This is a genomic window from uncultured Succinivibrio sp. (assembly GCF_902756765.1).
GTDB lineage: Bacteria > Pseudomonadota > Gammaproteobacteria > Enterobacterales > Succinivibrionaceae > Succinivibrio.
In genome coordinates, this window is sequence record NZ_CACVSS010000001.1 from 61,826 (window position 1) to 76,763 (window position 14,938).

At 40.1% G+C, this 14,938-nt stretch carries 14 protein-coding genes; 13 read left to right on the forward strand and 1 reads right to left on the reverse strand.

Annotation, left to right across the window (positions count from 1 at the left end):
* The first annotated feature begins 8 nt into the window (after positions 1-8).
* From QZU45_RS00265 to QZU45_RS00310, 10 genes are all read left to right on the forward strand, one after another.
* Positions 9-545, forward strand: coding sequence for an OmpH family outer membrane protein (locus tag QZU45_RS00265; RefSeq protein WP_295350141.1), 537 nt, complete (start codon positions 9-11; stop codon positions 543-545).
* A 23-nt stretch (positions 546-568) separates the two neighbouring features.
* Positions 569-1,600, forward strand: coding sequence for a UDP-3-O-(3-hydroxymyristoyl)glucosamine N-acyltransferase (gene lpxD, locus QZU45_RS00270; protein ID WP_295350143.1), 1,032 nt, complete (start codon positions 569-571; stop codon positions 1,598-1,600).
* Between the two features lie 30 nt (positions 1,601-1,630).
* Positions 1,631-2,086 carry a 3-hydroxyacyl-ACP dehydratase FabZ gene (gene fabZ, locus QZU45_RS00275; RefSeq protein WP_295350173.1) on the forward strand — a complete coding sequence of 152 codons (456 nt, stop codon included), beginning with the start codon at positions 1,631-1,633 and terminating at the stop codon, positions 2,084-2,086.
* Positions 2,087-2,107: 21 nt separating this feature from the next.
* Positions 2,108-2,896 carry an acyl-ACP--UDP-N-acetylglucosamine O-acyltransferase gene (gene lpxA / locus QZU45_RS00280; RefSeq protein ID WP_294997461.1) on the forward strand — a complete coding sequence of 263 codons (789 nt, stop codon included), beginning with the start codon at positions 2,108-2,110 and terminating at the stop codon, positions 2,894-2,896.
* Positions 2,896-4,194, forward strand: a complete 1,299-nt coding sequence (lpxB, locus tag QZU45_RS00285) for a lipid-A-disaccharide synthase (protein ID WP_295350146.1) — start codon at positions 2,896-2,898, stop codon at positions 4,192-4,194. Before lpxA ends, lpxB begins: the two co-directional genes overlap by 1 nt.
* Positions 4,195-4,208: 14 nt before the next feature.
* Entirely contained in the window at positions 4,209-4,856 is a 648-nt protein-coding gene (gene rnhB, locus QZU45_RS00290; RefSeq protein WP_295350149.1) for a ribonuclease HII, read from the forward strand.
* 91 nt (positions 4,857-4,947) lie between these two features.
* Positions 4,948-5,904 (forward strand): acetyl-CoA carboxylase carboxyltransferase subunit alpha, encoded by a 957-nt coding sequence (locus QZU45_RS00295; RefSeq protein WP_295350176.1) that lies wholly within the window; start codon positions 4,948-4,950, stop codon positions 5,902-5,904.
* The gene (tilS, locus tag QZU45_RS00300; protein ID WP_295350152.1) at positions 5,898-7,229 is read left to right on the forward strand and encodes a tRNA lysidine(34) synthetase TilS; all 1,332 of its coding nucleotides are present in this window, start codon (positions 5,898-5,900) and stop codon (positions 7,227-7,229) included. The genes QZU45_RS00295 and tilS overlap by 7 nt, the downstream gene beginning before the upstream one ends.
* A 324-nt stretch (positions 7,230-7,553) precedes the next feature.
* The gene (locus tag QZU45_RS00305; RefSeq protein ID WP_295350155.1) at positions 7,554-8,570 is read left to right on the forward strand and encodes a substrate-binding domain-containing protein; all 1,017 of its coding nucleotides are present in this window, start codon (positions 7,554-7,556) and stop codon (positions 8,568-8,570) included.
* Between the two features lie 19 nt (positions 8,571-8,589).
* The gene (locus tag QZU45_RS00310; RefSeq protein ID WP_295350156.1) at positions 8,590-9,609 is read left to right on the forward strand and encodes a galactose ABC transporter substrate-binding protein; all 1,020 of its coding nucleotides are present in this window, start codon (positions 8,590-8,592) and stop codon (positions 9,607-9,609) included.
* A 116-nt stretch (positions 9,610-9,725) separates the two neighbouring features.
* Here QZU45_RS00310 and QZU45_RS00315 read toward each other — a convergent pair whose 3' ends face one another.
* On the reverse strand, positions 9,726-9,962 hold the full coding sequence (locus tag QZU45_RS00315) for a hypothetical protein (RefSeq protein ID WP_295350159.1): 237 nt from the start codon (positions 9,960-9,962) through the stop codon (positions 9,726-9,728).
* A gap of 462 nt (positions 9,963-10,424) precedes the next feature.
* Between QZU45_RS00315 and QZU45_RS00320 the strand changes: the two genes are divergently transcribed.
* The 3 genes from QZU45_RS00320 to QZU45_RS00330 all read left to right on the forward strand — a co-directional run bounded on the left by QZU45_RS00320 (position 10,425) and on the right by QZU45_RS00330 (position 14,562).
* Complete coding sequence (locus QZU45_RS00320; RefSeq protein WP_295350162.1) at positions 10,425-11,003, forward strand: superoxide dismutase; 579 nt, start codon at positions 10,425-10,427, stop codon at positions 11,001-11,003.
* Positions 11,004-11,759: 756 nt separating this feature from the next.
* Positions 11,760-12,215: a type III secretion system chaperone gene (locus QZU45_RS00325; RefSeq protein WP_295350166.1), complete on the forward strand. Its 456-nt coding sequence runs from the start codon at positions 11,760-11,762 to the stop codon at positions 12,213-12,215.
* 43 nt (positions 12,216-12,258) lie between these two features.
* Positions 12,259-14,562: a hypothetical protein gene (locus tag QZU45_RS00330; protein ID WP_295350169.1), complete on the forward strand. Its 2,304-nt coding sequence runs from the start codon at positions 12,259-12,261 to the stop codon at positions 14,560-14,562.
* Positions 14,563-14,938: the final 376 nt, after the last annotated feature.

Below are 14,938 nucleotides of genomic sequence, written 5' to 3' on the forward strand. Positions count from 1 at the left end.
TTATTAAAATGTTAAAAAAACTAGCTATTGCTACTGCACTTACTTTTGCATTAACCCAGGTTTCATTTGCTGAAGACAAGGCTCCTGCTGCAGCTGAGTCTCACAATATTTCAATCGCTGTAGTAAATGTTCCTCTAATCATGTCAGAACTTCCTCAGGCTAAGGTTGAGGCTGAGAAGCTACAGAAAGAGTTTGGTCCAAGAAAGGCTGAATTAGACAAGATTCAGGAGCAGGGCGTAAAGCTGGAGCAGGAATTAAAGACTGCTAAAGATTCAAGAGCTACTGAGATTCACCGTAAGCTTGCTTCTTTAAAGTCAGAGTTTGATCTGAAGGCTCAGGCTCTGCAGGAAGACTCTCAGAAGAAACAGAGAGAGGCTGAGGTTCAGTTAGGTCGTATTGTTCAGGAAGCTATTGACCGTATCGCTAAAGAGCGTGGCATTGATTTAGTTGTTCGCGGCGAGACTGTTGTATACGCTACTGATGCTGTAAATATTTCTAAGGAAGTTATTGAGCGCGCTTCAAAGTTAAAGCCAGTAAAGAAATAATATTTACATAAATAGGTTTCCTAATGTTATTAAAAGATATCGCTGATAAGATTGGCGCACAGCTTATTGGAGATGGCAACATCGACATCAAGGCTGTAGCCAACCTTAAGACAGCTAAAGAAGATGAAATCAGTTTTCTCTCAGATCCAAAATACAGAGCTGTTCTGTCAGAGAGTAAGGCTGGTGCTGTAATCCTAAAACAGGCTGATGTTGAACATGCCAAGGGAGCTGCTTTGGTCCTGGATGATCCTTATGTTGGATTTGCCAAGGTTGCTCAGCTTTTGGACTCAACTCCTGCCGTATGCGAAGGAATTCATCCAACAGCAGTTGTTGATGCTACTGCAGTGCTTGGTCAGAATGTTGCATTAGGACCTGGTGTTCACGTACAGAAGGGTGCCGTTATCGGTAACAATGTACAGCTTGGTGCAAATGTTGTCATCGGACCTAATGCCAAGATAGGTGATAACACCAAGATTTATCCAAATGTAAGTGTCTATCATGACTGTCAGATCGGAGCAAACTGTCTTATTCAGTCTGGAGCCGTAATTGGATCTGACGGTTTCGGTTACGCTAATGAGCGTGGAGAGTGGATCAAGATCCCTCAGACCGGCAGAGTTATTATCGGCAACCGTGTTGAAATAGGTGCCTGCACCTGTATCGACAGAGGCGCAATTGATGATACTGTGATTGCAGACAATGTAATTATTGACAATCTGTGTCAGATTGCTCATAACGACAGAATCGGTTATGGAACCGCTATTGCTGGTCAGACCACAATTGCAGGCTCAGTAACCATCGGTAAATACTGCATTATTGGTGGTACCTCCGTAATTAACGGTCACATCGAACTGTGTGACGGGGTTACCCTGACCGGCAGTACTGCCTGCATGAGAGGCATTGACAAGCCAGGTGTTTATTCATCAGTTATTCCTGCAACAACTAACAAGGAATGGCGTCTGAATACATCAAGATTTTTGCATATCAATGATATGTACCATAGAATCGCAGCTCTTGAGGCTAAGTTAAAGGCCTTAACAGAACAAGAAGAAAAATAATTAAATTTATTGGGGGAAAAAGTGACTGATATCGTTGAAAGTGCACATACCTTAAATGTAGAAGAGATCATGAATCTGTTACCTCACAGATATCCATTCCTGATGGTTGACAGAGTTCTAGACTATTCTATCGATGGTGAAAGAAAGACTCTTAAGGCAGTAAAGAATGTTTCATTTAATGAGCCATTCTTTCAGGGCCACTTCCCTGGTAAGCCAATTCTTCCTGGTGTTCTGATCCTTGAAGCTATGGCTCAGGCTACAGGCATTCTTGCTTTTACAATGGTTGGTAAGCCAAAAGAGGGTGAATTATATTATTTTGCAGCAATTGACAATGCTCGTTTCAAGCGTCCGGTTGTACCTGGTGATCAGCTGATTCTTGACGTTGAATACTTCAAGGAGAGACGTGGTATTGCCTCATTCAGCGGTGTTGCAACTGTTGATGGAAAGGTGGTTTGTACTGCAGACCTGATGTGTGCAAGACACTAATTTTTAGTAAGGTGTATTACATTGACTGAATCAACTGGAATTATTGACCCAAGCGCAAAAATTGGTCCAGATGTAGTTTTAGGTAAAAATGTAACTATACGCGAAAATGTAATCATCGAAGGTAACGTTACCATTGGCGATGATTGTATTTTTGAGCCTTTTTCTATTATCAGAGGTCCAACCACCATTGGAAAGGGAAATCATTTCTACCAGTTCTGTTCCATTGGTGAAGGCTGTCAGGATCTTAAATACGCCGGAGAGCCAACAACTCTGACCATTGGTGACAATAATGTCATCAGAGAGCATGTTTCAATGCACAGAGGTACTGTTCAGGGCAGAGGAACCACTACTGTCGGTTCTAATAACCTGTTCATGATCAACACTCATATAGCTCACGACTGTGTGATTGGAGATAACTGTATCTTCTCAAACAATGCCACTCTGGCTGGTCACGTAGTAATTGATGACTGGGTAGTGTTCGGTGGTCTTGCAGCAATTCACCAGTTCGGTAGAGTTGGCTGTCACGCTATGGTTGGCGGTATGGCTGCACTGAATATGGATGTTCCTCCATATGTTATGGCTGCAGGTCATTACGCTAAGCCTTTCGGAATCAATAAGCGTGGTCTTCAGAGAAGAGGCTTCTCTGATGAGGCAATTTCAGCAATCTTCAAGTCATATATGCTTCTGTACAAGAAACATCTTCCTCTTGAAGAAGCTATTGTTGAAATTGAGAAAATTGCAGAAGAGTTTGCAGAAGTAAAACCTCTTGTCGACTTCCTGAAGGATCATGGTAGAGGAATCGTTCGCTAATGCCTGTAAGTGAGAATCCACATCTGTATGCACTATTAGCCGGAGAAAGCTCCGGCGATACTCTTGGTGCGGGTCTTATGATGGCAATAAAGCGCAGAGACCCTCAGGCCCAGTTTATCGGCATTGGCGGTCCTAAGATGATTCATCAGGGACTGGTTACATCCTTTAAAATGGATGAGCTGTCAGTGATGGGATTCTTTGAGGTCCTCTCCAAGCTTCCAAAGATTCTGAGCATCAGAAAAAAAATCATCAGGATTCTGCTTAAGGCCAAACCTTGTATTTTTATCGGTATCGATCTGCCTGATTTTAATCTTCACGTGGAGATGAAATTAAAGCAGGCCGGTATCCCAACCGTTCATTACGTAAGTCCATCTGTATGGGCCTGGCGAGAGAAACGTGTAGATAAAATCAAGAAAGCCTGTGATGAGATTCTTGCTCTGCTTCCTTTTGAGAAGCCTTGGTATGCCCAGAGAAATATGCCTTGTACCTATGTTGGACATACTCTGGCAAACTCCATTCCTCTTTCAATTGATCCTAAAGTCTGTCGCGAAAGGATCTGTCTGCAGAAGACAAGCGTTGAACCCGTAAAAGACAAGGTTATGGCAATTCTTCCGGGATCACGCAGAGGCATGATCTCAAGGATGCTGCCTATTTACGCCCATACTGCAAGAATAATCAAGAAGAAGCTTCCTGATACCGTATTTATCTGTACTGTACCGAATTATGCTCTGGCAAGTATGGTTAAGGATATATGGCTTGAGGTTGCTCCTGATTTATCGATTACGGTTTATGTGGGCAATACCCAGGATGCAATTGCTTCAGCGGATGCTGTGCTTTTAACCTGCGGTACCATTGCTCTTGAAACCATGCTGCTCAAGACACCTTTTACCGTTGCGTACAAGGTTAGCTCCTTATCAGCTCTGATTGCCAAAAAACTTCTGAAAATCAATGTGTTTTCACTACCTAACCTGATTGCAGGCCGAAAGGTGGTAAAGGAGTTTATTCAGGATGATTGTACTCCACAGGCACTGGCCGACGAGATGTACAAACTTTTAGTCTACGATAACATTCTGATGAAGAAAGAATTTGAAAATATCCATCAGAGTATGCGCTGCAATTCTGATGAGCTGGCATGCGATGCTGTTTTCAAAATCATCAACCGTACTTATGACTCCACTCCAAATCTTGAGAGTGTAGCTTCTATGCAGACTCCAGAGTATTCTGCTCCTGAAATTTCAGAGAGCCTTCAGACGGATGGTTCTGCAACTGAAGAGACATCTGAAGCTAAATCAGAATAAGAAGTTCCTTTCTAATGGCAAAAATAGTATTAGAACCTTTTGTTTATCCAATTGATCCTGCGGTTTTCAAAGTCTGCGGGGTTGATGAGGCCGGTCGTGGTCCACTGATGGGTAATGTTGTAGCAGCCTGTGTTGTGCTTGATCCTGCCAACCCTATTGAAGGTCTTAATGATTCAAAACAGCTGTCTGAAAAAAAGCGTGATGCGCTGGAGCCTCTGATTAAGGAAAAAGCTCTTGCCTATGGCGTTGGACAGTGCACTCCTCAGGAAATTGACACAATGAATATTCTCAATGCATCTCTGGAAGCTATGCGCAGAGCCTACGAGAATATGGCTTTAAAGTGTGATCTGATGCTGGTTGACGGCAATAAGGTTCCACGAAATATGGGAATAAACACACAGGCCGTGGTGAAGGGCGATGCACGTGTTGCTGAAATTGCCGCAGCATCAATTCTTGCCAAGGTTGAGCGTGATCGACAGATGTATGAGCTGGATAAACAGTATCCTGAGTATCTGTTTGCCAAACACAAGGGCTACCCAACCAAGGCCCATTTGGAGCTTTTAGAAAAACTTCCTCTTCTTGACTGCTATCGTAAAAGCTACGGCCCTGTTAAGAAAATTCTGATGGCTAATGACGATCTGGATGAATTTTCACTAAATTGATCTGTATCAATATTTTGAGCAAATCGATTTTTGTAGTAAAATTTACAACTAGTCTATCTGAATAGTACCCAATGAGGTTTACATCGTAGTGATGAACATTAATTATTTAGAGTTTGAGCAGCCAATTGCCGATCTGCTGGCTCACATTGAAGAGTTAAAGCGTTTAAGCTCAGACTCAAGCTCAAGTGTTGATTTAACAACTGAATTAAATCAGTTAGAGAAAAAGAATCTAGAACTGACAAAGAAGATTTTCTCTTCTTTATCGGACTGGCAGATTTCACAGCTGTCACGTCATCCAATGCGTCCATATACCATGGATTACATTGAAAGAATTTTTACTGACTATCACGAGCTTGCAGGTGACCGTGCCTTTGCTGATGACAAGGCTATTATCGGCGGTCTTGCACGTCTTAACGGTCAGAGCGTTATGGTAATCGGTCATCAGAAAGGCCGTGATATCAAGGAACGTACTCTGCGCAATTTCGGTATGCCTCGCCCAGAAGGCTATCGCAAGGCTATGAGACTTATGAAGCTTGCAGAGAAGTTCAATATTCCTGTAATTACCTTTATTGATACTCCAGGTGCATATCCTGGTGTTGGTGCTGAGGAACGTTCTCAGGCTGGCGCTATTGCAGAGAGCTTAAAGCTGATGTCAGATCTTAAGGTTCCCGTAATCTGTACTGTTATCGGTGAAGGTGGTTCTGGCGGTGCTCTGGCAATCGGTGTCGGTGACAGAGTTAATATGCTTCAGTACTCAACCTATTCAGTTATCTCTCCAGAAGGCTGTGCTTCTATTCTGTGGAAGTCTGCAGATAAGGCTTCATTAGCTGCTGAGGCTATGAACATTACTGCTCACAGAATTAAGGATCTGGGTTTAATTGATAACGTTGTAACCGAGCCTTTAGGTGGCGCTCACCGTAATTACGATGAGGTTGCTGAGAGTCTGAAACAGCGTCTTGAGGTTGATCTTGCAGAGCTGCAGAATCTGCCTGCCGAGAGCCTGTTAGAGCAGCGTTACGCTCGTTTAATGAAGTACGGATATTGTTAAAAGAAAAAGCCGAGCAGGTTGTAACTGAACTTGCTCAAAAAATCATTTCTTCAATCGGTCCATCCAAACTGGTCGTAGGACTATCTGGAGGGGCCGATTCTACTTTAGTTCTCCTGATTGCCAAAAAAGTAACTGAGCTTGATCCAAGATACACAGCTCTGGCAGTTCACTGTATTCATGGTCTTGATGCCGATGATCCTATTTGGTTTAATCACTGTCACAGGTTATGTGAAAGTGTTGGCGTAGAAATCAGAACTCCTAAGCTTAATATTGTCTATGGCAACGGCCGTTCCCCTGAGGAAGTCTCAAGAGCTGAACGCTATAGGGCACTTCTGGATAATCTGGATGAGCACAGTGTTCTTTTACTTGGGCATCAGGCTGATGATCAGATTGAGAGCTTTCTTCTGGCCTTAAAGCGTGGTTCTGGTCCTTATGGACTGTCGGGGATGAGATTTATGGTCCGCGACGACAGAGGCACTCTGATTAGACCTCTTCTTGAACTTCATAAGTCAGAGATTATCGATATTATTGAATCCCTAGGCTTTTCCCATGTGTTTGATATTTCAAACACCTATATGAAGTTTGAGAGAAATTTCATCCGCCTGAAGGTTCTGCCTCTGCTCAGAGAAAGATTTCACGGGATTGATAAATCTATTATCAGAAGCTCGAAACTGTGCGCCTATGAGCATGATCTTGCCATGCGTTATGCCAGAGAGGCTTATGAGCGCGCCTTTGACAGGGACAGACTCAGACTGGATATCTCAAAGCTTGAGATCAGTGATGAACCTCTGATGCTGAGTGTTCTAAGACTTTTCCTGTATGAAAAGCTTATCATGACCCCCGAGTACAATGCGGTATTAGATGCGCTTAACCTCTGCAGAATTTCACCGGATCAGAATACCGTGATACCTCTTGAGGATGGCTATGAGGTAAGACGGTTTAGAAATTTTCTCTATATTGTCAGACCTTCAGTATGCAATGCTCACGGTCAGTATGAGCTTGAAGCAGGGCAAAAACTTAGAATAGATGATTATATCTATTCTCTTGAAGCCTGTGATGATGGCTTTGCCTGTGACAGAGTAATTCTGGATTTTGACTACTCAGGGGCAATGAAACTTCATCCAGAGAAAAGAGCCCATAGCCGTGAGGTGAAGAAACTCTTCACGGAGTACTCTGTTCCTGCCTGGGAGAGAAATTCTATCTGTCTTGTCAGGGCAAAAGACTCGGATAAAGTAATTGGCTTTGGCTATCTGTTCATAACCAGAGAAGGTGCTTTTGAGGGCGTATCATTTCAGAGATACCGTCTGAAAATAGAGCGCGCATAAAAAAAAGACCCAACGTTTTTTTAACGCTGGGCTTTAGGAAATATATTATGAAAAAGTCATCAGCCATTGCCATAAAAACATCTAACTGATATTACTTAGAGCGGTGGTTTTAAGAAAAGTTCAAAAAAAATTAAAAAAAATTAAAAATATTTTTATCTATATGATTTTATTATAAAAAAAACTAAATTTTTTTTTGCGAGTTTCTCCTTAAACAATAATCCTTCAAATAATTCCTACTTCATCACAAAATTATTTGTTTTTTTTTATTTAGCTCTCTAATTGTTTCCCATAATAGATATATGAGGGTATTCTTGGTGAGCTTTTATGAAAATATTCGTTAAAATCTTCGTTTTTCTGTTTCTGTTCTGTTCCTGTTCTGTTTATGCAAAAGAGGAAATCAAGCTTTTCTTTTTCTCTATGGAAACAGATTTTATGTCTAATGTGCATAACACCATGGCGAAAATGTCAAAACAGCGAGGTTACAGCCTTAAGGTCTATGATGCAAAGGGCGAGGCCAAAAGACAGTATGAGCAGTTTAAGAGAAATGTTTCCATTGGTGACTTTGTGATCATCAGTGTTAAGGATGAAAAGTATCTTTCTGAGATGATGGATTTGGCTGAGGAGCATGATGTAAAGATTGTACTGTTCGGAACCTCGCCTACTGCAAATATTTCTCCATCCTATGACAAGGCCTGGTATGTGGGCTTTGAAATGTTTGATTCTGCCCGCAAGCAGTATTCCATGATCAAAAAATACATCAATGAATATCCTGATTATGACAAGAATGGAAATGGTTCTTTAGATGTGGTCTTCATGCAGGGAAGGGAACATGATTTTGCCACTCATGTTCGTACTAGGGTTATTCTTGAGAGTCTTGAGAAGTATGGAGTTAATCTGAATCCTATTTCATATAATTTTGATGAATACAGTTACTCAACTGCCTATGAGGATTTAAAGAATCAGATTCGTACCTATGGCATTGAGAACATCGAGATGATTATCGCAAATAACGATTCAATGGCGCTTGGTGCAATCAAAGCATTAAATGAAATCAAATACAATATGCCTTATTCCTTTTTCAGAGGGCATAACCATATTCCAGTGTTTGGCATAGATGGTACTTCAGAGGCTTTAAAGAGTGTAGAAGCCGGTATGCTGACCGGTACCACAATTGCCGATTATTCTGCTCTGACCAGAGTTATGATGATGATTTTTGAAACTAATGGTTACGACGATTTTCAGAAAGTTGTCTGGTATAAGGTGGATGGCAGAACTATTTTTATCCCATATAGAGCATTTTCAAAAATTAAAGTCTATAATGCACAGTCACTAAACGAATAGCATATATATATTTTTTTTTATGAGAAGAATCTTTCAGCTTATACTGAGCTTTCTTTTTTTATTTCAGCTTCAGAGCGCTATCGCTTCTGATGATATTTACACCTTTTATTATAACGGCGACTCTGAATTTATTCTCAGGTTTAATGCCAGTCTGAAGGCATATGCCAGGAACAGGGATGTCGAAATTGAATTTTTTGATGCAAAAAACAGTTCCTCAATGCAGTTAAACCAGATTTATTCAAGTATTTCCTCTAAAGATTCTTTGATCATAAATCTTGTTGATCCAAAAATGGCATCTGAAATCATCTATCACGCCAAATCCTACGGCAATCGTATTGTCTTTTTTAATCGTAAGCCTTCCGATGCTGATCTGAAGAAATATGACAGAGCCTGGTATGTGGGTACCAATTCCTCTGCAGCAGGCAGATATCAGTTTGAGATTATTCATGACTATCTGAATGAAATCAAAGGCGTTGACAGAAATAAGGATGGAGTTCTTAATATCGTTATTCTGCAGGGCGAGATAGACCACACTGATACCAAAGGCAGAACCGAACAGATAAAGAAAATGCTGGATGAGGCCGGAATTAAATACAGCATAATTTCTGAGAACTATGACAACTGGGACTCTAAAGCCGCATTTGAGGATGTTAAGGCTCAGGCTGCTAAGGTTGGTCTTAAAAACATTGATATGATTATCGCGAATAACGATTCAATGGCTGTTGGCGCTGTAGATTATCTTAATACCGCAGGCTACAATCTCGGCAGAGAGCATAAAGATAAGTCTAAATATATTCCTGTATTCGGAGTTGATGGTATTCCAAATGCAACTGAATACATTAATCAGGATAAGATGACCGGTACTGTTTTTGCTGACTTTACCGCACTTGCAAAGGTCTGTGTTGATATTTCTCTTGATGATTCCACTGTCGATGCAGAGCTTACCCGTAAGCTGTGGTACAAGGTTACAGACAGAAAGGTCTCAATTCCTTTTGTAAAATATGCAAGTTTCAAAAAATACGCGGAGAGATCCCGTTAAGAGATAGCCTGACTGTTTAAATCTTGTAAATTCTGAGGAGATTTTGAGGAACTACAAAACCTGAGCGGTTTTGTAGTTTTTAGTTTTTTTGGAGAAATTTTTTTTGAGGATTCTTCTTAGACTTCCTGCATTACGCTCTTGATAAGGCCTAATGGGCTCTTGTCCTTGTATGAAATCTCATGAAGCTTGCTGGAGTTCTTGGCGCTTATGAACTGAACTGTCTGATTCTCAGTGTTCAGCTTGATTTCAATCTGTGAGCAGGTAGCGATGCTGAAGATTTTGTTTAATGGTGCCAGCATCTGCTTTATATCATTCATTTGGTCTAATTTTACACTATCGATAAACTCTGACATTGTTTCTTCCTGTGTATTCATTCTTAGTTCGCTTAGTTATTCTTAATAATAATTCGATTTTGTCGATTTAGCATAAACAGGGAATATTGTTCTCGATTTTTATGTCAAATCTTTGCAGAGCAAGAATTATACCAAAATACTTTGAGTTTGATCACACTAATCCTTTGTATAATAAAATAATAATCTTATTTATTTGATTTTAAATGATATAAAGTTAACTCAAAATTTAATGACATTATTTAAAGCGACGTCATTTAATAAAAAGATCTGAAAATATTTATATCTGTCGATACACATTTTTTATTTGAAAAAAATAAAAAAATACATAAAATTCGAAAAAGATAGTAAATAACGTGCCCTTCGTATAAAAAAGAAAATCTGCCAACAATTTCTTTTTGATTTTCTCTATTCCATAACATAATCTTAAAGAAGCTATGACAACAGAATATAAGGAGTCAATTTATGGCTGATTTTACTTTACCACCTCTACCATATGAAAAAAATGCCCTGGAAGGCTTTCTCTCTGAGCAGACTCTCACCTTCCATCATGATAAACATCTTAATGCCTATGTTGAAACCACCAACAAGCTGAAAAATGGCTCCTCCTTCGAGAATGAATCAATAGAGACCATTATAAAAAAAGCTCAGCCAGGCCCTCTGTTTAACAATGCTGCCCAGGTTTTCAATCATACCTTCTATTTCAAGTGTCTGTGTGCTGAGAATAAGCAGCCTTCAGCAAAGCTTTTAGCTTTAATCGAGAAGAGCTTCAATTCTCTGGATGAATTTTTAGATCTCTTTAAGTCCTCTGCTGTAGGCAACTTCGGATCAGGCTGGACATGGCTGTGTGCAACAGACGGTGCACTGGAGATTGTTAACACTTCAAATGCCGGCAATCCGCTGACAATGGGAAAGACTCCTATTTTATGCGTGGACGTGTGGGAGCATGCCTACTATCTTGATTATCAGAACAGAAGAGCAGATTACCTTAAGGATTTTGTAAATCACATTGACTGGGATTTTGTCGAGTCCAATCTTCCTTAGTAACCTGTTGAAAATACATAAAAAAATACCCAGTGATTTCAATACCACTGGGTTTATGTATTCGGGACATAAAAATGAAGAAAGCTGAAGAAATACTTTCTCCATGTACTGTATTAGAGTATCTCGCCTCAAAAAAGTTCATATTTTGTAGAATTTTACACAAAATTTTTTTAACCTGTTGAAAAACAAAGATATTTTGTTGCACCTTTTGGTTTAATATTGAATAATAGAATTAACCGCTTGCAATCTAAGAAAAAATAAGTTAGCATATACTAACACGAGTTACCTAATACTAATGAAAACTTAGTATAGCAAGCAAATGACTCGTTTGCATGTGTTCTAAATAAGGTGGTACATAACCTTTAAAGCGGTTTTGAGAATTTCTTGAAACCGCATTTTTTTTCTTATTCTCTCAGAAAATCCTTACACCTTGGAGCTTTCAAAGCCTACCTCAATCTGCTTTCCCGCTTTAACCTTTTGAGCGGTATGACTATGATTTATGATTATGCGATGTAGGTACAATTTTAATAAAAAAATAATCTTTTCAGTTTTTATTGGCTATCTTTTGTACTAATATCTAAATATATTGTTAAGTTTTTTTTACAAAAATAAAATAGCGGCTTTTGTCTGATTTATGTGATTTATAAAACGAGTAAAGCGGGCTGCTGCCTTGATGTGTTCTGTATATTCTGGAGTATTGTGCTTCAAGATTTACAACAGAAGGCTTACACAGACAGACTAAGAAGGAGACTGGTTATGACGTTTAAAGAGATCATCGCTGAACTGGCAAAGGAGAGTGGACTCCCCCTTGAGCTGGATAACAATGGATCCTGTATGCTGAATGCTGATGATATTCTTATCACTCTGCAGTACAGAAATGTACAGGAGGACGTGGTAATTTTTGCTCCTGTAACTGATCCTGAAAAGATTGCAAGATTAAATGAAACTGCACTGAGGGCAGCGCTTTCCCTTTCCTTTAACGGAATCGGAACCGGTGGCTGTTATCTTGGATTGTTTGAGGAATCTCTGGTACTGTCCACATACCTTTCAGTTCAGAACCTGACTTCAGAAGGACTAGCTCAAAAGCTCAATGAATTCAGTCAGAGAGCTGCAGATGTGCGGGATGCGATTTTGAATGCCTATCAGAATATTCCTGCAACAGAGATTTCTGACGGTGGTGTGGATAACTACGGAGTAGGACTTTCGGTATGAGGTTCTAAGAGAAGGTTTTAAGCAAAAACTGAGGAAATAGAAAATGGATCTTAATATTGAGAATATTTCTAGATTAGATAATAACAGTTCCTATTACCTTTCAGACAATGGAGAGATAAAGAAGTCTGGTCTGCTGCATAAATTCAAGTGCTTTTTTGGTCTGGGGCATTCAAGACAGCGAGTTTCCAATCTTATTAATGCAATAAGAAATACAATTCTGGAGGCTTCCGGAGGAGCTGCTCAGGGTAAATTTGAAGAAGATCTGAGTGGAATCAGTCAGAAGTCTGCAGTAAAAGGAAGTGTGATTAAACAGTTTGCAGAGAATTACAGAAACACAAACCAGGAGAAGATAGCAAGTGCTCTTGCAAAAAAGGAAGCTGCCGGAATTATTAACAGCACCATCCTTGAGCTTGAGGCTAAGGGAAAGTCTAAGATAAAAAATTCTCCAAATCTGCAGAGGCTGTTAAATAAAGCTCTGGAAAATGATCTTGATGAACCTCCTCTTAAGAATAAAGATGGTCGCAAAGTGCTTGATATTGATGCATTCAGGACAAGTATTTCTCAGAAAACAAACGAGATATGCACTCTTCTTCTAAGTATCACTGATTCAGAAAAACTTGGAAAGCCAACCTTATCAAATGATTATTTTGAATATCTGGAGAATGAAATTATCAATGAGGAAGGAGAGCTCAGGATACCTCAGCTTGATAAACTAAAGTCTCCTGACGAGGCTTTTGCTAAGATTGTGAATGATAATCTATTATCTGAAGAATATACTGCAGAGGAAAAAAATCGTTTAGAGGAGGGCTGTAACCTTATTCTGAAGGAAAGTAAGGATGATCCTGATCTGCGTGATCTGCTGACTTTACATTACCAGACTCTTCTCAAAAGTGGAGATGAGGTCCGTTCTATAGCTTCGCTTAAGAATAAGATTGATGCTATGAAACAGAATCTTACTGAGCTGCGCGAGCTAAGCTCACAGAATACTCATTTATTTGCCTATGGTAAAAAGGTCATGTCAGGAAATTCTTTTCTGACCTTTGCTCCAGGGGTGATTACAAAGATGTTCAATTATGTAAATTCTGCAGACATCAATGAGCTTATGAGCCTAAACTCACGCTCTACTGCTTCAGAAATTCAGAAGGCTTTAAGCAACATCTCTTCAATGCTGGTTTCTGGAGCTAGTGAAAGTGGTGCCGATCTTAGTGACATTGTTAAGGTGGATTTTGCCCGAACATTTATTGCAGGAATGCTGTCCTTAAGACTTGATCCGGCATTGCGACAGACTCTGGTTAAGGTTTTTGAATCCACGGAGTTTTCTCGAGTTGAGACTGCGTACTCTCAGCTGCAGAACAGTGTTACCGCCAATACGGAACTGCCTCATCAGATTCGCAACCTTTACGCTTCCACCACTTTAAGTATAGGCAGGACAATTGATTCTTTATATACTTCGTTATGCTCTGTTACTGGAAAGGATCAGAATACATATAAGTATCTTGGAGAGGTTGACGATAAACTTGTAAGTCAGATTTATTCAGATATAAAGAAGCAGACAGATCCTTATGCAGAGCGTGCGATCAATGAGTTCTTGGATCGTCATTTTAAAGGTGCCAGCCTCGGCTTTATTCAAGATTATCTCAAGAACATGATGCTTAAAGGTAAGCTGAGGGCAGAGGGCAGCTTTAATCCGGCACAGCTTTTTAGCTATATGGTAACGAATAAAGTTAATAACTATATTAACCTTAACTTTATTGACTCTATGAAAAAGCTTACTGGTACTAATCCAGAGGAGGCTGCTTTCTTCAGGGATTTAGGCAGAATGAGCGTTAGTCTTCCTGATGGAAAAACGTTAAGTCAGGAGCCTGGCGCCGCTGCTGACGAACTGTCGGCTTTTGTAACCGGCAGAGCGGATGCAAAATTTACTGCTCTTAGTGATGAGGAAAAGGCTAAGGTCAGAGTGGTTATGTCTCTTCTGACCACCAATACAGCTAAGGCTGTAATAGAGTCGGCTCCTTCTGAACTTGATAAAACCAAGTCCCTGAAATTTAACGAAGCTCCGGATTCGGGCAAATTTACAATCTCTCTGGATAAATTTGGTAACAATATAAGAATTAAAGGCGGTTATGAGAATGAAATTACTTCCTTTGTTCACAACCAGAAACAGTCTGTATTAAATCCTGGCAGTACAGTTAAAGGTGAAGTGTTATACTCAATCTCTTCCTCTGAAATAGATAGACTGGCAAAGCTGGATTATGGTGAAATCAGTAATACGCAGGCCAACATTTCGGAGAATTTCAGGATTAAAGGTACCTCCTCCTCCGTGTTTACGGTGGACATAAAAGAATGATGTCGCAGGAAAAGCTGTAATTGATTTAAAAGGCAAACTCAGACTTGGGAGTTTGCCTTTTCCGTAAGCTGGATAGCAGTTGTCACATTTCTCCAGAAGGCCAGCTTTTTTTCCCGCTCATTGCTTTTAAGCTGCTCCTCCTTTACTGTCTTAAAGGCATTATCAGGCTCTTCAATCAATGTTATCAATGTCATCAATGTTCTCTGTTCCAACCGACAGACGGATCCATTAATCTGACAATTGATATTAAACATCAGTATCAGCTTATGTATGTCTGTCAAATACCCTCGGATAAATCCGAGGGCTTGCTAGTCAGCATAATATAGGTACAAGCGATACCAATTGGTAATCTCCCTACACTGCCAGCATCATCGGA